Source organism: Methylobacterium sp. Leaf108 (assembly GCF_001423265.1).
Classification (GTDB): Bacteria; Pseudomonadota; Alphaproteobacteria; order Rhizobiales; family Beijerinckiaceae; genus Methylobacterium.
In genome coordinates this window covers 140,192-158,118 of sequence record NZ_LMND01000005.1, presented here as the reverse complement: position 1 = coordinate 158,118, position 17,927 = coordinate 140,192, and the positions used below count along the sequence as shown (strand labels likewise).

The 17,927-nt window shown below is 70.4% G+C and carries 16 protein-coding genes and 1 pseudogene; 15 read left to right on the top strand and 2 right to left on the bottom strand.

Annotated features, from left to right (window positions below):
- From ASF39_RS06030 to ASF39_RS06000, 7 genes and pseudogenes are all read left to right on the top strand, one after another.
- A pseudogene (locus ASF39_RS06030) lies at nt 1–199 on the top strand (sugar transporter); the annotation flags it as partial.
- Between the two features lie 148 nt (nt 200–347).
- Nucleotides 348–1,442: a branched-chain amino acid ABC transporter substrate-binding protein gene (locus ASF39_RS06025; protein WP_244472295.1), complete on the top strand. Its 1,095-nt coding sequence runs from the start codon at nt 348–350 to the stop codon at nt 1,440–1,442.
- 153 nt (nt 1,443–1,595) lie between these two features.
- Complete coding sequence (locus ASF39_RS06020) at nt 1,596–2,702, top strand: ABC transporter substrate-binding protein (protein WP_055882113.1); 1,107 nt, start codon at nt 1,596–1,598, stop codon at nt 2,700–2,702.
- Nucleotides 2,703–3,228: 526 nt separating this feature from the next.
- Nucleotides 3,229–4,617 carry a deoxyribodipyrimidine photo-lyase gene (locus tag ASF39_RS06015; RefSeq protein WP_056281880.1) on the top strand — a complete coding sequence of 463 codons (1,389 nt, stop codon included), beginning with the start codon at nt 3,229–3,231 and terminating at the stop codon, nt 4,615–4,617.
- 87 nt (nt 4,618–4,704) lie between these two features.
- The gene (locus ASF39_RS06010; protein WP_055882123.1) at nt 4,705–4,884 is read left to right on the top strand and encodes a DUF1328 family protein; all 180 of its coding nucleotides are present in this window, start codon (nt 4,705–4,707) and stop codon (nt 4,882–4,884) included.
- Between the two features lie 16 nt (nt 4,885–4,900).
- Complete coding sequence (locus ASF39_RS06005; RefSeq protein WP_056281877.1) at nt 4,901–5,743, top strand: SDR family NAD(P)-dependent oxidoreductase; 843 nt, start codon at nt 4,901–4,903, stop codon at nt 5,741–5,743.
- 281 nt (nt 5,744–6,024) lie between these two features.
- Nucleotides 6,025–7,119 carry a GGDEF domain-containing protein gene (locus ASF39_RS06000; RefSeq protein WP_156648412.1) on the top strand — a complete coding sequence of 365 codons (1,095 nt, stop codon included), beginning with the start codon at nt 6,025–6,027 and terminating at the stop codon, nt 7,117–7,119.
- Nucleotides 7,120–7,129: 10 nt separating this feature from the next.
- Here the strand turns inward: ASF39_RS06000 and ASF39_RS05995 are convergent, their stop codons facing one another.
- Nucleotides 7,130–8,803: a lysine--tRNA ligase gene (locus ASF39_RS05995; protein ID WP_056281871.1), complete on the bottom strand. Its 1,674-nt coding sequence runs from the start codon at nt 8,801–8,803 to the stop codon at nt 7,130–7,132.
- Between the two features lie 328 nt (nt 8,804–9,131).
- Here ASF39_RS05995 and ASF39_RS05990 point away from each other — a divergent pair, with 328 nt between their 5' ends.
- Together ASF39_RS05990 and ASF39_RS05985 are read left to right on the top strand one after the other, a co-directional pair.
- Nucleotides 9,132–10,493 (top strand): phosphopantothenoylcysteine decarboxylase, encoded by a 1,362-nt coding sequence (locus ASF39_RS05990; protein ID WP_056281867.1) that lies wholly within the window; start codon nt 9,132–9,134, stop codon nt 10,491–10,493.
- Between the two features lie 204 nt (nt 10,494–10,697).
- Nucleotides 10,698–10,919 (top strand): hypothetical protein, encoded by a 222-nt coding sequence (locus ASF39_RS05985; RefSeq protein WP_056281864.1) that lies wholly within the window; start codon nt 10,698–10,700, stop codon nt 10,917–10,919.
- Nucleotides 10,920–10,925: 6 nt separating this feature from the next.
- On the opposite strand, the gene ASF39_RS05980 is transcribed toward ASF39_RS05985, so the two are convergent.
- Nucleotides 10,926–11,339, bottom strand: coding sequence for a VOC family protein (locus tag ASF39_RS05980; protein ID WP_056281861.1), 414 nt, complete (start codon nt 11,337–11,339; stop codon nt 10,926–10,928).
- Between the two features lie 194 nt (nt 11,340–11,533).
- Between ASF39_RS05980 and ASF39_RS22250 the strand changes: the two genes are divergently transcribed.
- The 6 genes from ASF39_RS22250 to glpD all read left to right on the top strand — a co-directional run bounded on the left by ASF39_RS22250 (nt 11,534) and on the right by glpD (nt 17,813).
- On the top strand, nt 11,534–12,112 hold the full coding sequence (locus tag ASF39_RS22250) for a hypothetical protein (protein WP_056281858.1): 579 nt from the start codon (nt 11,534–11,536) through the stop codon (nt 12,110–12,112).
- The gene (locus ASF39_RS22245; RefSeq protein WP_056281853.1) at nt 12,109–12,969 is read left to right on the top strand and encodes a TIGR04222 domain-containing membrane protein; all 861 of its coding nucleotides are present in this window, start codon (nt 12,109–12,111) and stop codon (nt 12,967–12,969) included. Before ASF39_RS22250 ends, ASF39_RS22245 begins: the two co-directional genes overlap by 4 nt.
- A gap of 195 nt (nt 12,970–13,164) precedes the next feature.
- Nucleotides 13,165–13,431, top strand: coding sequence for a 30S ribosomal protein S20 (rpsT, locus tag ASF39_RS05965; protein WP_055882157.1), 267 nt, complete (start codon nt 13,165–13,167; stop codon nt 13,429–13,431).
- 486 nt (nt 13,432–13,917) lie between these two features.
- Nucleotides 13,918–15,435 carry a chromosomal replication initiator protein DnaA gene (dnaA, locus tag ASF39_RS05960; protein ID WP_055882409.1) on the top strand — a complete coding sequence of 506 codons (1,518 nt, stop codon included), beginning with the start codon at nt 13,918–13,920 and terminating at the stop codon, nt 15,433–15,435.
- 106 nt (nt 15,436–15,541) lie between these two features.
- Complete coding sequence (locus ASF39_RS05955) at nt 15,542–16,210, top strand: HAD family hydrolase (RefSeq protein ID WP_056281851.1); 669 nt, start codon at nt 15,542–15,544, stop codon at nt 16,208–16,210.
- A gap of 94 nt (nt 16,211–16,304) precedes the next feature.
- On the top strand, nt 16,305–17,813 hold the full coding sequence (glpD, locus tag ASF39_RS05950) for a glycerol-3-phosphate dehydrogenase (RefSeq protein ID WP_280137196.1): 1,509 nt from the start codon (nt 16,305–16,307) through the stop codon (nt 17,811–17,813).
- The last annotated feature ends 114 nt before the right edge of the window (nt 17,814–17,927 follow it).

Sequence of the window (17,927 nt, the reverse complement as noted above, 5' to 3'; positions counted from 1 at the left end):
CCTCGTGCCCGTCGTCTACCGCATCAACATGCGCGACCCCAACAGCCTGTTCCTCACCCAGGCCTTCCGCATGAGAAACCGCGACCTCATCTACGTCTCAAACGCACCCTTCTCCGAGGTCCAGAAGGTCCTCTCCGTGTTCTCCACCGTCGCGAGCCCCGTGGCGTCTGCCGCGTCGGTCTACTCCGTCTCGCGCTGATCTCGCCTCTTGCGTTCGGGCGTGCGATCCCGCAGGGGTCGCACGGTCCATCGGCAAGCGGCGCGGCCGGCCCGTTTGCCTTGCGTTCTTCGAGAGGTCGGGAGAGGCGGTGAGACGGGGCGTCGTGCTCGGACTGGTGGGACCGCTGCTGGCACTGGCAGGCGTGTCCGTCGCCTCCATCGCCGTCTGCGCGGCCCCGACGACCGACGTCGTGATCGGCGTCGCGGTGCCGCGCTCGGGCGCCTACGTGGCGGTGGGCGAGCAGGTCCTGCGCGGGGTCGAGGCGGCGGCCCGGGATCTCAACGCCAAGGGCGGCCTCGACGGCCGCACCATCCGCCTCGACGTCCAGGACGACGCCTGCGATTCCAACAAGGCCGTGGCGGTGGCCAACCACTACGCCACCAGCGACGTGCGCCTCGTGGTCGGCCACGTCTGCTCCAACGCCTCGATCGCCGCCTCCGACGTCTATGCCGGCAACGGCACCGTGATGATCACGGCGGCCTCCGTGGCCGCCAAGCTCACCGACCGCGGCCTTCCCAATGTGTTCCGGGTCTGCGGGCGGGACGACGATCAGGCCAAGCTCTCGGCCACCGTGCTCGCCGAGCGGTTCCGCGACCGCAAGATCGCAATCCTCAGCGACCAGACGCCCGCGTCCCGCAACCTCGCCGCGGCGACCAAGGAGAACCTCAACCGGATCGGCATCAACGAGGCGGTGAGTACCCAGTTCACCCCCAGCGACGCCGACGCCATGGCACTGGCCGACCGCCTCCGGGAGGCGGGGATCGCCGTGGTCTACTACGGCGGCGACGCCCGCGAGATGGGCCGCCTCGTGCGGATCTCGGCCGAGCGCGGGTTCAAGCCGCAATGGTTCGGCACCTCCGCCATCGCCACCCAGGAATTCGCCGCCATCGCCGGCCCCGCCAGCAACGGGGTCCTGATGACGTTCTATCTCGACCCCCGCCGCAAGCCCGAGGCGGCCCAGGCGGTGCAGGCCTTCAAGGCCGAGGGCACGGAACCGGAGGGGTCGACCCTCTACGGCTACGCCGCCCTCCAGGCGCTCGCCGCGGCCGGCAACTTCGCCCGGTCGACCGATCCCCGCCGCATCGCCGCGACCCTGCACGCGGAACGCTTCGACCTCGTGCTCGGCGCGGTGGGCTTCGACGCCAAGGGTGACGTCACCGCCCAGGGCTACGTCCTCTACGTCTGGAAGGACGGGGCCTTCACCTACGCCAACGCCAACTGATCCTCGGGCGCGCCCGGATCCCTGCACCATCCGATGGCCGCCGGATGCCCGTCCGGGTTCGGAACCCTGCCGCCGGGATCGTTTCCGGTCCTGTCCCGTTCGTACCGGGCGGCCCGCCCGTGCCCCCGGTCATCTGAGGAAGCGACGAAACCCATGGCCCCCTCCGTTCCGCGCCGTACCGTGATCGGCTTTGCCGGTGCCGGCCTGACCGCCGCCGGTCTCGCCGGCGGTCTGGCCGCGCCCGCTCTCGCCCAGACCGCGCCGGACGTGCGCTGGCGCCTGGCCTGCACCTATCCCAAGGGGCTCGACATCCTGTTCGGTGCGGCCGAGGCCCTGTCCCGCCGTGTCGCGGAGGCCACCGACGGGCATTTCCAGATCCAGGTCCAGGCCCCGGGCGAGCCGGTGGCCGCGGACGGGATGATCGAGGCGGTCTCGGCGGGCACCGTGGAGATGGGCTACGGCCCGGCCACCCTCGCCAAGGACCCGGTCTTCGCCCTGGCCACCGCTTTGCCGTTCGGCCTCAACGCCCGCGGCCAGAGCGCCTGGTGGCTCCAGGGCGGAGCGGCCGACCTGTTCGGCGAGGTGTTCGGCAAGCAGGGGCTCGTCGCCCTGCCGGCGGGTAACACCGGCGCGCAGATGGGCGGCTGGTTCCGGCGCGAGATCAAGGCCGTCTCCGACCTGCAGGGCCTCAAGCTGAGGGTCGGCGGCCTCGGGGCGCAGGTGCTGTCGCGGCTGGGCGTGGTGGCGCAGACCACCCCCGGACCGGAGATCTACGGGGCGCTCGAGGCCAAGACCATCGATGCCGCCGAGTGGATCGGCCCTTACGACGACGAGAAGCTCGGTCTCCAGAAGGTCGCACCGATCTATCACTATCCCGGCTTCTGGGAGGGCGGTTCGCTGCTGTTCGCCTGGATCAACGCCGAGCAGTGGAAGGCCCTGTCGAAGCCCTACAAGGCGGTGCTCCAGGCCGCTGCCGCCCAGGTCCATGCCGAGGTCCAGGCCAAGTACGATGCGCGCAATCCCGGCGCCCTGCGTCGCCTCGTGGCCGGCGGCGCGCAGCTGCGTCCGTTTCCGCAAGAGGTGATGGAAGCCGCGTTGAAGAACGCTAACGAGGTCTACGCCGATCTCTCCGCCAAGAACCCGGACTTCAAGCGGCTCCACGATGCACTCAAGACGTTCCGCAACGAAGAGTATCTCTGGTTCCAGGTGGCGGAATACACCTTCGACAACTTCATGATCCGCGCCCGCGCCCGAGGATGATCGGCGCGCGATTGCGGACAGAAAAAAGGCCGCCCCGAAAGGCGGCCCGAAGTCTAGGGAGGAAACGCCCAAGGAGGGCAGCAGGACCGCGACGCCATCGCAGTCCCGCAATGCACAATCTGATGCAGCCGTAAAAAATTGCAAGGGAGTTGGGGCAGCACGACTGACGCTTTTCCCGCAGGTCTGCCCGTTGCCGTCGGCATGTCTCCAAAATGTCGCAGCCGAAAATCCGCGACGGTTCCAGTGCCGGTCGCCGGTTCGATTGGGCGCGAACGAGATAAACATCTGATCGGACGCGGGTTTCGACGACGCGCCGGGGCGCGCCTCTCGATCTGCGCTCGTGCGTCGCAGCGGGTGTCCGACCGCTTGCACTCTGGGGCGCTTCGAGACCTGAGATGCGCGGCGCCTGGGACGTGACGGCGAATCACCCCGCGCTTCGGCCGCCCGCCACGGGTGCCGAACGATGAAAGACGCCGGGCCTGAACGATCCCGTCCGGCGGCAGGCAATGGAAGGCAGCACGACCCGATGACGATTCCGGCCGCCCGCCTGCGGGTCCTCAACGACGTCCCTCCCCGCGAGACGGGGCGCTACGTCCTCTATCTCATGCAGCAATCGCAGCGGGTGGCCTTCAATCCGGCCCTCGAATTCGCGGTGGAGGAAGCCAACCGCATCGGCTGCCCCGTGGTGGTCTGCTTCGGGCTGCTCGACGGCGCCAACGGCTTTCCCGAGGCCAATGCGCGCCATTACGCCTTCATGCTGCAGGGGCTGGCCGACGTGAAGGCGGGGCTCGAGGCGCGCGGGATCGCCTTCGTGATGCGCAAGGCCTCGCCGGCCGTCCTCGCGAGCGACCTGGCGGGCAAGGCCGCGCTCCTCGTCCTCGACCGCGGCTACCTGTCGATCCAGAAGCACTGGTACGCCGAGATCGGGGAGGCCGGCGGCACCCGGGTGATCCAGGTGGAGGGCGACGTGGTGGTGCCGGTGGAGACCGCCTCGACCAAGCACGAATTCGCCGCCCGCACCCTGCGCCCGAAGGTCCAGCGCCTGATGGACGATTTCATCGCTCCCCTCGCCGAGCGCGAGGTCGCGCACCGGGCCGAGGGCTTGCGGCTGAAGGGGGAGGTCGATCCGGCCGACCCGGACGGCGTGCTCGCCGGGCTCACCCTCGACCGGTCGGTGGCCCCGGTGAAGCGGTTCAAGGGCGGGCACACGGAAGCCCGGCGCCGGCTCAAGGCCTATCTCGCCGGGCCGTTCGCCCGCTACGGCGCCGAGCGTGGCCGGCCCGAGGCGGGGGCCGCCTCCCACATGAGCCCCTACCTGCACTTCGGACAGATCTCGCCGGTGGAGATCGCCGTGGCGGTCAGGGCCGCCAAGACCGGCGCCCCCGACGACAAGTCCTCGTACCTCGAGGAGCTGATCGTGCGCCGCGAACTCGCGATGAACCACGTTCACTTCACGAAGGACTACGACACCTACGACGGCGCCCTGCCCGACTGGGCGCGCAAGACCCTGGCCGAGCATGCCGACGACCCGCGCCCCTACGCCTATTCGGACGAGGACCTCGCCGAGGGCCGGACGCACGACGTCCACTGGAACGCGGCGCAGGCCGAGATGCGGGTGACGGGCTACATGCACAACCACCTGCGCATGTACTGGGGCAAGAAGATCCTCGAATGGTCGCCCACGCCCCAGGAGGGCTTCGCCCGCACCCTGCGGCTCAACAACCGCTACTTCCTCGACGGGCGCGACGCGAATTCCTTCACCAACGTCGCCTGGGTCTACGGCCTGCACGATCGCCCCTGGGCCCGTCGCAAGGTGTTCGGTACCATCCGCTACCAGAGCGAGAATTCGCTCAGGAAGATCGACGCCAAGGCCTATCTCGCCGACGTGGCGCGGCTGTGCCGCGCGGAAGCATGACGTTCGGGCCGCCACCACGATCAAGCTTGGCGGAACGCTTTCCCGGCCGGGTTGTTGTCGCTCGATCGTCGTACCGGGACCGCAACCATGACCTTGCTGAAATGGGCTCTCATCTGCTTCGTGGTGTCGCTGATCGCCGGCGGCCTCGGGTTCACCGGAATCGCCTCGGGGGCCGGCTCGCTCGCCCGCATCCTGTTCGGGCTGTTCCTGCTGCTGGCCCTCGTGATCGTGGTCGTCGCTTTCGCCATCGGCCAGGCGGTGTTCTAGGCCGATGACGGCGGACATGACCGGCACGGTCTGTCTCGTCACCGGTGCCACGTCCGGCATCGGTCACGAGACGGCGCTGGGGCTCGCCCGAGCCGGAGCCAGGGTCGGCATCGTCGGGCGCGACCGCGCCCGCACCGATCGCTCGGCGCAGGCCATCCGCGCAGACGTGCCGGGGGCGGTGGTGGACGCGTTCGTCGCCGACCTGTCCTCGCAGGCGCAGGTAAGGCATCTCGCGGCGGAGGTCCGCTCCGCCTACGACCGCCTCGACGTGCTCGTGAACAACGCCGGTGCGATCTTCGACAGCCATGCCGTCACCGAGGACGGGATCGAGCGGACCTGGGCCCTCGATCACCTCGCCTATATGCTCCTGACCCTCGAACTGCTCGATCTCCTGAAAGCCAGTGCCCCGGCCCGGATCGTCAGCGTCGCCTCCATGGCGCACAAGCGCGGCCGGATCGGCACCGATTCGGCCACGGGCTACTCGGCGATCAAGGCCTACAGCCAGGCCAAGCTCGGCAACGTGCTGTTCACCGCCGCCCTCGCCCGACGGCTGGCCGGCAGCGGCGTCACCGCCAACAGTTTGCATCCCGGAGTGGTCGCCACCGGCTTTGCCGGCGGCACGGGTGGCTGGTTCGGTCTCGCCTGGAAAGTGATCCGCCCGTTTCTCATCGCCCCGTCCGACGGGGCGGCGACCTCGCTCCATCTGGCGACCTCGCCCGACGTCGAGGGCGTCAGCGGGTTGTATTTCGCGCGCTGCCGGCCGGTGCCGGTTTCGGCCGCGGCCCGCGACGAGGCGCTGCAGGAGCGGGTCTGGGCGTCGAGCCTGCGCCAGATCGGCGAGCCCGGGTCGCTGCCATAGCCCCGGGTCGATCTGCTTTCGGGCATGAAAGACCCGGCCGGGTTACGACTACGACGCGGTCGCAGAGATCGTGCCGATATCCTATCAAACGTCGGTGTTGGCGATCGATGCCTTAACCGACACCATGCCATCGTCGCCCTCGTTGTTTGAGGATCGTCACGGTGTCGGAGCGGGCAGCTCTCCTTCTCGATGAGTCGAGGGGTCACGAAGGTCTCGATCGGTGGCTCCGCTTCGAACCGAAGCTGGAGGAGCGATACGAGGCCGAGCATGGGGCGGAGCGCGTGGCGAGCCTGCGCCACGCCATCTACGTCGGCCTCATCCTCTACAACGCCTACAACCTGACCAGCATCGTCCTCCTGCCCGACATCCTGTGGCTCTCCGTGACCGCGCGGGTGTTCCTCGTGACGCCGGTCTCCCTCGGACTCGCCTGGCTCATCGGCCGCGTGTCCCCGGCGCAGCGCGAATGGCTGGTGCTTAACGGCATCGTCAACGCCTTCGTGCTCCCGGTCTTCCTGTTCTGGCTCACCGCCGCGCCGCTGGGGAACTATACCTTCGGGGAGTTCTCCCTCACCCTGGTCTTCGGGAACATGCTCCTGGCCCTGCGGTTTCGGCATGCGGCGATGTTCACCGTCGCGGCCTTCGCCGTCGTCGTGGTCGCCCTCGCGGCGAAGGCCGATCTCGATCCGGCCCTGCGGGCGGCCTTCGTCGTCCAGATCGCCACGGCGTGCATCTTCAGCCTCTACGCCAATTACCGGATCGAGCGCCGTCGATGCCTGGACTACCTCAGGACCGTGCGTGCCGTCCTCAAGGCGGAACAGGCGGACGCCAACCGGCAGAAATTCCAGGACCTGTCGCGCACCGATGCCCTCACCGGGCTCCCCAACCGTCGTTTCCTGGACGAGCGGCTGGGCGAATGGTTCGCCGACCATCGCCCCGCCGCCCTGATGATGATCGACATCGACCACTTCAAGCTCTTCAACGACGCCCTCGGCCATCCGCGGGGCGACGAGTGCCTGTTGAGCGTCGGCACGGTCATTGCCTCGGCGGCGGACGGCCCGGACCGGGTGTGCGCGCGCTACGGCGGGGAGGAGTTCACCCTGGTGGTGCGGGACGTGACGGAGATCGAGGCGCTTCGGATCGCCGACGGCCTCGTGCAGGCGATCGCCGCCCTCGGCATCGCCCATCCCGGCCGTCGCGACGGCGCGAGGTTCGTCACCGCCAGCATCGGGGTCGCGGTCAAGGCGGCCGGCGGGAGCGCCTCGCAGGGCGATGTCATCGCCCAGGCCGACCGGGCGCTCTACGACGCCAAGCGCCAGGGCCGGAACCGCTGCACCCTCGGCGGACGCCGCGGCGACGCGATGCTGCAATCGGCGTGACGCGAGCGCCTCAGGCCGCCGCCGGCTTCGGCAGGAAGTCGCCCGCCAGCGCCGCGGCGATGAGGGCGCGGGTCTCGGCGACGCCGTAGAGGGCGACGAACGACCCGAAGCGCGGCCCCCGCGCCTCCCCGAACAGCACGTTGTAGATGGTGGTGAACCAGGCCTGCGACACGCCCGGCCGTCCGTCCGGGCTCTTGGCCTTGCCCGACAGGTCGGGGAAATGCCGCCGCCCGACCTCGTAGACGATGGCCTGCAGCCCCTCCGGATCCGTGGAGCCTTCGTGGGTGGCCAGCGTCTGCGACAGGTCCTCCAACGCCGCCCGTTCCTCCTGGGTGGCCGCCCGGTAGGTCTTGGCCGGCCGCACCAGGTCGCGGAAATAGGCGAGCGCATGGCCGACCAGCCGGTCGAGGACCGGATGGGTCTGCGGCCCGATCTCCGGATCGTAGCGGCGGATGAAGCCCCACAGCACCGCCGGGTCCTCGGTGTTGGCGACGGTGGCGAGGTTGAGGAGCATGGCGAAGGTGAGCGCGCCGCCCTTGCCCACGGCTTCCGCCGCCGGCGGATGGCCCGCGTGCAGGTGCCAGACCGGGTTGCCGAGACGCTGGGCCGGCTCCTGGCCGGGGAACTTCTCCAGGAAGGTCAGGTAGTCGTCGACCTGCCGTGGGATCATCTCCACGAACAGGCGCTTGGCCTCGCGTGGCTTGTTGTACATGAACAGCGCGAGGCTGTCGGCGGTGCCGTAGACCAGCCAGTCGTCGATCGAGAGGCCGTTGCCCTTCGACTTCGAGATCTTCTTGCCGTCCTTGTCGAGGAAAAGCTCGTAGTTGAACCCCTCCGGCGGATCGCCGCCGAGCGCCCGGGCGATCTCGCCCGACAGCTTCACGGAATCGATCAGGTCCTTGCCGGCCATCTCGTAGTCGATGCCGAGCGCCACCCAGCGCATCGCCCAGTCGGGCTTCCACTGCAGCTTGGCGTGCCCGCCCGTCACCGGGGTCTCGTAGGCCTCGTTCGTCTTGGGGTCGCGCCAGACCAGGGTGCCGGCGCCGACCCGGACCTCGTCGATGGCCACCTGCATCACCTCTCCCGTCACCGGGTGGATCGGCAGGAACGGCGAATAGCTCGCCGACCGCTCCGCCCTGAGCGAGGGCAGCATGATCGCCATCACCGCCTCGTAGCGGTCGAGCACGGTGAGCAGGGCCTCGTCGAACAGCCCGGCCTGGTAGCAGGCGGTGGCCGAGCGGAACTCGTAGTCGAAGCCGAAGGCGTCGAGGAAACGGCGCAGTTCGGCGTTGTTGTGCGCCCCGAAGCTGTCGTGGGTGCCGAACGGGTCGGGCACGCGGGTCAGCGGCTGGTTGAGGGCGCCGATCAGCATGTCCTTGTTGGGCACGTTGTCGGGCACCTTGCGCAGGCCGTCCATGTCGTCCGAGAAGGCGATCAGCCGGGTCGGCACGCTGTCGTTGGTCAGCACCCGGAAGGCGTGGCGCACCATCGAGGTCCGCGCCACCTCGCCGAAGGTGCCGATGTGCGGCAGCCCCGAGGGGCCGTAGCCGGTCTCGAACAGGACCTCGGCCTTCGGCTTGCGCTCGATCCGCGCCACCAGCTTCCTCGCCTCCTCGAAGGGCCAGGCGGTCGCCGTGGCGGCGGCCTCGATGAGGGCGGGGTCGAGGGAAAGCGGCGACGGCATGATGGGAAACGCGCGGTTCGACGGGGGCTGGGGAAGCGCGGCACCCTAGGGAGGGGCCAGGCATGGGTCAACGCGTCGCGACGCACGGGCAGGACAATCGGGTGGAACCCGATTGTCGATCGTTCGGGCGCGAAGAGCGCCCGGCGGAGCGGGCGTTGTAGGACATCCGTCCTACAACGCGTCGAGCGCAGTGATAGCCGAGGTCGCGGAGGCGGCCGCCGGCGCTTGAGGCCAGTCGGAAACCGAGGGTGATCGGGGCCACCCGATTGCCCTACGGGTGGAGGCCCACGGCCTTGACCGCACCGACGGGACGGTGATTGGTCGGGGAATGTCGACCGGTCGCGCCACGTCACTCCCCCTCCGGAACCGCCGCATCCTCCTCGTCGTCGGGGGCGGCATCGCGGCCTACAAGGCCCTCGACCTGATCCGGCGGCTGCGCGAGCGCGGCGCGATGGTGCGCCCGCTGCTCACCGCCGGGGCCCAGGAGTTCGTGACGCCGCTCGCCGCCGCGGCGCTGGCGGGGGAGCGCGCCCATACCGACCTGTTCGACCGGGCCGACGAGGCCGAGATCGGCCACATCCGACTCGCCCGCGACGCCGACGCCGTCGTCGTGGCCCCGGCCACCGCCAACCTGATGGCGCGCATGGCGAACGGCCACGCCTCGGACCTCGCCACCACGGTCCTGCTCGCCACCACCCTGCCGATCCTGATCGCGCCGGCCATGAACGTGCGGATGTGGCAGCACCCGGCGACCCGGCGCAACCTCGCCACCCTGATCGCCGACGGCGTCCATGTGGTCGGGCCCAACGACGGCGCCATGGCCGAGGCCGAGTTCGGCCCGGGCCGGCTGGCGGAGCCGCACGAGATCGCCGACGCGGTGGAAGCCCTGCTGGCGCCGGCCCGGCCCGAGGGCGGGTTCGGCTTCCTCGCCGGCAGGAACACCGACCGGAACACGGACGAGAACGCCGGCATGACCGGCGGCGGGCCGCTCGCCGGCAGGCATGTCCTCGTCACCTCCGGCCCCACCCACGAGCCGATCGATCCGGTCCGCTATCTCGCCAACCGCTCCTCGGGCCGGCAGGGCCACGCCATCGCCGCCGCCGCCGCCGCCGCCGGTGCCCGGGTCACCCTGGTGTCCGGACCGGTGGGTATCCCCGATCCCGCCGGGGTCGCGGTGGTGCGTGTCGAGACCGCCCGGCAGATGCTGGCGGCCGTCGAGGCGGCCCTGCCCGCCGACGTGGCGGTCTTCGCCGCCGCCGTCGGCGACTGGCGTCCGGCCGAATGGCGTCCGGGCAAGATCAAGAAGGACGGCGGCACGGTCGCTCCCCTCGGCCTCGTCGAGAACCCCGACATCCTCGCCACCATCGCGCGGCGCACCGAGGGGCGCCCGGCCCTCGTGGTCGGCTTCGCCGCCGAGACCGACACGGTCCTCGACCACGCCCGGGCCAAGCTCAACCGCAAGGGCTGCGACCTCCTCGTGGCCAACGACGTCTCGGCCGAAGGCGGCGTGATGGGCGGCTCGCACAACACCGTCCACCTCCTCTCGCCCGACGGCGCGCTGGAGACCTGGCCCACCCTCGACAAGGACGAGGTCGCGCGGCGCCTGGTGGCGCGCTTCCCCGCCCGCCTCGAAGGGCCGACGACGCCGGAAACGAACTCGGCGAGACCCGGCGCGTTAAGCCTTGACTAACCCCTCGCACCGCATCATTCGAGGGCCGCCGTCGGCCTCGATACGATCCGGTCCGGTGGCCCCATAGGAACGACTGAACCCAATGCCCAGCGACAGTAGTCGATGGACCGCGCCGCCTTCGGCCGACCGCGTGCTGCCCGCCTGATCGCTTGATCGGGCTCGCCCGCGACCGGCCCCCGGCGGCCGGTCGAACGAGGTGAGCCCATGACCCTGTTCCCTGCATTCTCCCGCGCCTCGCGTGCGGGTTCTTCCGCCAAGTCGCGCACCAAGCCGCGCGACGCCAACGTGGCGGTCATCATGCTCGTGATGATGTCGCTGGTGTTCGCACCCATCATCGCGATCCATCTCGTGGCGACCTTCGCGCCGGCGAGCCTCGCCTCGACGTTGCTGTCGCGCTCGGCCGATACCACCGTGCCGCCGGGCTGAGGGCCGTCAGGCGTCGGGGACGGCGTCGTCGTTCGGCCGAGCCATGTGCATCAGCTCCCAGACATGGCCGTCGAGGTCCTGGAAGCTGCAGCCGTACATGAAGCCGTAGTCCATGTTGGGCTTCCACGGCTTCGCGCCGGCCGCGAGCGCCTTGGCCAGCATGTCGTCCACCGCCTCGCGCGAGTCCGCCGAGAGGCAGGTGAGCACCTCGTTGGCCTTCGTGGCGTCGCAGATCTCGCCGGTGATGAAGTCCCGGAAGCGGGCTTCGGTGAGCAGCATCACGAATATGGTGTCGGACACCACCATGCAGGCGGCGGTCTCGTGGGTGAAGTCGGGGTTGAAGGCGAAGCCGAGGGCCGAGAAGAAGGTCTTGGAGGCCGGAAGGTCCTTCACCGGCAGGTTCACGAAGATCATCCGCATGCGCTGGTCTCCTGTCTCGCACTTCGAGACTCTGTCGAAGGTCGCACGTGCGTCAAGGTAGCGGTCTGATCGATCGCGCCGGAGCGATCTGGTCGGGACCATCGTCGCGTGCCAGACCATTTCTGGCGCGACGGGCCCGATGCCGGGCCGGCCGATGGCTTTCGCGGCGCCGTTTCGTTCTGAAGGGGGACGTGATGTCGGATCGGACAGGCACGGGCTGGGATCCCTCGGACGTGGATCTCTGGATCCGCATCGCGGCGCACGACTTCGAGCGGCCCGAGCACCGCCTGACCTTCACCGGGCGCCTCGCCCGGGACCGGGGCTGGCCCCTCGATGTCGCGCACGCCGCCATCGGCGAATACCGGCGCTTCTGCTTTCTGGCCGTCACCGGCGCCCTGCCCGTCACCCCGAGCGAGGAGGTGGACGAGGTTTGGCACCTGCACCTGACCTATTCGCGGGACTATTGGGACGCCTGGTGCGGCGAGGTCCTGCGACGCCCGCTCCACCACGATCCCACCGAGGGCGGCCCGGCCGAACAGGCCCGCTACCGCGAGCAATACGCCCAGACCCTCGTGCGCTACGAGGTGCGCTTCGGCCCACCCGACCCGCTGTTCTGGCCCGGCACGGCCCAACGGTTCGGGCCCGCCCCGCGCTACCGCTGCGTCGACATGCGCCGGCACCTCGTCCTGCCGCGCCCGCGCCTGCCGCTTTGGGGCCGGCCGTCGGTCCTGCGCCCGGGCGGAGAGCCGGTGGGCGAAGGGCTGCCCCTATGAACGTGGCCGGGCTCGGCTCCTTCGACCCGACCGGCGGACCGTTCCTCGTTCTCTACCTCGGCGCCACCCTGTGCGTGGTCGCAGCCCACCGGGTACTGCATGTGGTCCTGAAGGGTGCGGGCGTCCCCGGCCCCGTCCGCGACCTCGACGCGATGGCGATCGCCTATCTCGCCGGCGGCGCCCCCCGCGTCGCCGATGCCTTCGCCGTGGCGATCCTCGCGGCGGGCGGCGTCCTCACCGAGACCCGGCCCAAGCGGATCGCGACGGCGGGCGTAGCCCACGCCCTTCCCGCTGCCTTCGCGCCCTTGGCCGCGATCGCGTCCGCCGGCGGGGGGCGGCAGGCCTACACGCGACAGGAGTTGATCGCCGCGGTGAAGGAGCGCCTGGGTCCGCTCCGGTTCCGGCTCGCCGGGCGCGGCTTCGTGGTCGACGATGCCGCTGCGGGGCGCCTGCGCTGGGCGACCCTCGTCCTGTTCGGCGGGCTCCTCGCCTTCGGCCTCACCACGGTCGCCATCGGCCTGTCGCGTGGCAAGCCGGTGGCGTTCCTCGTCGTCCTGGTCGTGGCCACGGCCGCGCTCGGCGTATTTCACTTCCTGCGTCCGCCCCGGCGAACGCGGGCAGGCGACGCGGCCTTGGCGGACCTCGGCCGGTGCCATGCCCGCGCGGCCCGGGCGCCGATCGCCGCCGAACTGAGCCTCGCCGTCGCCCTGGCCGGCACTGCGGTCCTCGCCGGCACCGCCCACGCCGGTTACCGCGACCTCGTCCGGACCACGTCCGCCGGGAACGGCACCGGCGGCGGATGCGGCAGCGGTGGCAACGGCGGCGGTGGTTGCGGAGGCTGCGGCGGGGGCGACTGACACGGCCGGCGGTGCGACGTGGCCGATCCTCGCGTTGACGGCGCGCCGGCTCCTGTCTATAGAGCGCGCTTCGCCGACATGCCGCGCAACGCGTAGCCCGTCGGCTTCGCCATTGCCCGAACAACCTTCGCGACGACCGACACTTCAGGCCCACGGGCTCGTCGGCATCGCCTCATTCTGAACGAGGATGCCACCATGGCCAACACCGTGTCGGCCAAGAAGATGACCCGCAAGATCGCGAAGCGGACCGCCGTGAACCGCTCGCGCCGCAGCCGCATGCGCACCTTCGTCCGCAAGGTCGAGGAAGCCATTGCCGCTGGCGACCCGTCCATCGCCCTCACCGCCCTGCGCGAGGCCGAGCCCGAGATCATGCGCGCTGCCCAGCACGGCATCGTTCACAAGAACAACGCCTCCCGGAAGGTGTCGCGGCTCGCCGCGCGGGTCAAGGCGCTCGCCGCCTGACACCACCCTCCTCGGAGCGGTCCTGAAAGAAGCCCGGCCATCTGGCCGGGCTTCTTTCGTTTCGGCACCCCCGACCGGCGGCGAGGGACATGCGAACGGACCGGCGGGCGTTAACCCTGGAGTCGAATCCTTGGCGTTGCGGAGTCTTGGGGGGCTGTGTAGATTAATGATCTCTCGCCTGGAGCGATAAAATTTACGCTTTGTTGAGACCTCGTCGAATCGACCGCAAGATCTTCTCTTCCGCTCGACTCCGGCGAGCCGCGCAACTCCCCTTCGATGACTCGCGATGCGGTGCGGCCGGCTCGGTTTGTTAGGAGAACCGTAGCTAATTGTTGATAGCCATCTCATATCGACAAAAGCTCGCGATCCGGGGTTGACTCGCGGGCGACGATCTGAGTTCCGCGAATTGCTGCGGGACCGGTGTGACGGTCTAGTGTGCGTACGCGTCGGCGGCGGTCCTCCGTCCCCTGCGCGAGGAGAGCGATGATGCAGGTCGAGGGCAGCGCGGCGGATGACGGCGAGATCGGCAGGAACGCGACCAGTGCCGCCGATGCCACGGCCGCCTGGGCGCGCGTCAAGCGCCGCCTGAGGGCGGAACTCGGCGAGGACGTGTTCGCGAGCTGGTTCGCCCGCCTCGAACTCGATGCGGTGGTCGCCGGCACGGCCCGTCTCACCGTCCCGACCCGCTTCCTCAAGAGCTGGATCGAATCGCATTACCTCGACCGCGTGCTCAACACCTTCCGCAGCGAAGTCGAGGCGGTCACCCGCATCGAGGTCGGGGTGCGCGGCGCCGCCGCCCCCGTCCGCGTCGCGCCCGCCGCCCAGAAGGTGAACGCCCCGGCGAGCCCGCTGGCCCGGCTCCAGGCCTCACCGGCGTCCGTGGCCTTCCTCCACCAGGGCGAGGCCGCCTCGCCGGTGCCCGAGACCGAGGCGCCCGCCTCCGCCCGGCCCGAGGCCGGCGACCTCAGCGGTGCCCCGCTCGACAACCGCCTCACCTTCACGAGCTTCGTCGTCGGCCGCTCCAACGCCCTGGCCCATGCGGCCGCCGAGCGCGTCGCCCGCCACGACGGCGGCCCTGCCCTCTACAACCCGCTCTACCTCCACGCCGGGGTCGGGCTGGGCAAGACCCACCTCCTGCACGCCATCGGCCACGCCACCCGCGAATCCGGCAAGCGCGTGATCTACCTCACCGCCGACCGCTTCATGTACGGCTTCGTCAACGCCCTGAAGACCCAGAACGCGCTGGCCTTCAAGGAGCGCCTGCGCGCCATCGACCTGCTCATCCTCGACGACGTCCAGTTCATCCAGGGCAAGTCGATCCAGGCCGAGTTCGGCCACACCATCAACGCCCTGATCGACGCCGGCCGCCAGATCGTGGTGGCGTCCGACCGGCCTCCGACCGAGCTCGAAGCCCTCGACGAGCGCGTGCGTTCGCGCCTGGGCGGCGGTCTCGTGGTCGAGATCGGCACCCTCGACGAGACGCTGCGCACCTCGATCCTGTCCGCCCGCCTGGCGGCGGTGCGGGTGACCCATCCCGGCTTCGAGGTCTCGCCGACGGTGGCGAGCTACGTCGCCCGGGCGATCACCGCCAACGGCCGCGACCTCGAGGGCGCCGTCAACCGCCTCCTGGCGCACGCGACCCTCACCGGCACCGCCGTGACCATGGAGACGGCCGAGACCGCGATCCGCGACCTCGTCAAGAACCGCGAGCCCAAGCGCATCAAGATCGAGGACATCCAGAAGCTGGTGGCCTCGCGCTACAACGTCTCGCGCTCCGACATCCTGTCCGAGAGGCGCACCGCCGCCGTGGTCAAGCCGCGCCAGATCGCGATGTATCTCTCGAAGGTGCTGACCCTGCGCTCCCTGCCCGAGATCGGGCGCCGCTTCGGGGGACGCGACCACACCACCGTGCTGCATGCGGTGCGCAAGATCGACAAGCTGATCGGCGAGGACACGGTCCTGTCCGAGGAGGTCGAACTCCTGAAGCGCATGCTGCAGGATTGATCGGCACCGGTCCGCGCGCGCCCGTCGCGGGAACAGGGGCCCGCGCCCGATGCTTTCTCCGATGGGGCCGCCCGGTGATGGGCGGCCCCTTCAGGAGCCGTCCCCCATGCCCGAGACCGTGATCTTCGACGTCGACGGCACGCTCATCGATTCGAACGACCAGCACGCCCGTGCCTGGCAGGACGCCTTCGCCGACTTCGGCCACGACATCCCGCTCGCCGACCTGCGCGCCCAGATCGGCAAGGGTGGCGACCAGCTCCTGCCGGTGTTCCTCTCGGACAGCGAGATCGCGGAACGCGGCGAGGCCCTCCAGGCGCATCGCGGCGGCATCCTGCATGGACGCTACCTGGCGACGATCCGTCCCTTCCCGCAGGTCCGCGCGCTGATGCAGCGGCTGATCGCCGACGGCACCCGGATCGCGCTGGCCTCCTCGGCCAAGGGCGACGAGCTCGCAGGGTACAAGAGACTGGCGGACATCGCCGACCTCGTCGACGAGGAGACCTCCTCGGACGATGCCGAGCGGAGCAAGCCCCATCCCGACATCTTTATCGCCGCCCTCGACCGCCTCGGCGATCTCTCTCCGGAGAAGGCGCTGGTGGTCGGCGACACGCCCTACGATGCCGAGGCCGCCGGCAAAGCGGGCCTGCGCGTCGTCGGCCTCACCTGCGGCGGATGGGCGGAGGCCGACCTGATCGCAGCCGGATGCATCGCGGTCTACCGCGACGCGGCCGATCTCCTGGCCCGCTACGACGACTCGCCGTTGGCGCGCGCCTGAGGCCCTTTGCGCAGAGGACGCGTTTCGCCTCGCGCCGGACGACCACCTGTGAAAGTCTGACGGGGCGACGCCGAGCGCCACGGGAGGGGAACGGGTGCAGCCGACGACCTACGACATGCTCGTCATCGGCGGCGGCATCAATGGCACCGGGATCGCGCGGGACGCGGCCGGGCGCGGCCTCACGGTGCTCCTGTGCGAGCGCGGTGACCTCGCCGAATTCACCTCGTCGTCCTCGACCAAGCTGATCCACGGCGGCCTTCGCTATCTCGAGTACTACGAGTTCCGCCTCGTGCGCGAGGCCCTGGCCGAGCGTGAGCGCCTGCTCGCCCAGGCTCCGCACGTCATCTGGCCCTTGCGCTTCGTCCTGCCCCACGACGAGGGCCTGCGCCCGGCCTGGATGCTGCGGCTGGGGTTGTTTCTCTACGACCACCTCGCCCGGCTGCGCACCCTCCCCGGCTCGGCCTCGGTGCGGCTGCGCGCCGGCGCCCATGGGGCGCCGCTGCAGCCGCGCCTGACCCGGGGGTTCGCCTATTCCGACTGCTGGGTCGAGGACAGCCGCCTCGTCGTGCTCAATGCCATGGATGCGCGCGAGCGCGGCGCCGACATCCGCACCCGCACGGCGGTGGATGCGGCCAGGCGCGACGACGGGACTTGGATCGCGCACCTGCGCGACATCGCCACCGGCCGCATCGAGACCGTACACGCGAGGATCGTCGTCAACGCCGCCGGCCCCTGGGTCGGCCAGACGCTGGGGAGCACCCTCGGCATCGCCAGCCGCGCGGCGGTGCGGCTCGTCAAGGGCAGCCACATCGTGGTGCCGAAGATGTACGAGGGCGAGCACGCCTACATCCTGCAGCAGCCCGACCGGCGCATCGTGTTCGCGATCCCCTACGAGCGCGACTTCACGCTCGTCGGCACCACCGACGTGCCCCATGCCGGCGAGCCCGGCCCGGTGGCGATCTCGCCCGACGAGACCCGTTACCTGTGCGACTGCATCAACCGCTCGTTCGCGCGGCGCATCGGCCCCGACGACGTGGTCTGGAGCTTTTCCGGCGTGCGCCCGCTGTTCGACGATGCCGCAAAGAACGCCTCCGCCGTGACCCGCGACTACGTCCTCGACCTGTCGGACCGCGACGGGCGGCTGCCGGTGCTCTCGGTGTTCGGCGGCAAGATCACCACCTACCGGCGTCTGGCCGAACACGCCATGGAGAAGCTGGCGCCCTACGCGCCCGATCTCACGCCGGCCTGGACGGCGGGGAGCACCCTGCCCGGCGGCGACATGCCCGGGGCCGATCTCGAACGCTTCCTGGCCGATCTGCGGCTGCGAAAGCCGTTCCTGCCGCCGGCCCTGGCGCGGCGCCTCGCCCGCGCCTACGGCACCCGGGTGGACCGCCTGCTCGGCGCGGCCCACTCTCTCGCCGACCTCGGCGAGCGGTTCGGCGACGATCTCACGGCGGTGGAGGTGGACTACCTGACCATCCACGAATGGGCTCGCTCGGCCGACGACATCCTGTGGCGCCGCTCGAAGCTCGGCCTGCGGATCCCACCCGAGGGACAGGCCCGGCTCGCCGCCTACCTGAAGGGGCGCGCGGCGGCGGCGTGACGTCCGATCGCAGGACCGGATCGGCCAGGACCGGATCGGCCAGGACCGGACCGACCAGGACCGGGCCCTGGAAGACACGTCGGGGCGGGAGAGACGGCCATGAGGAGGGACGAT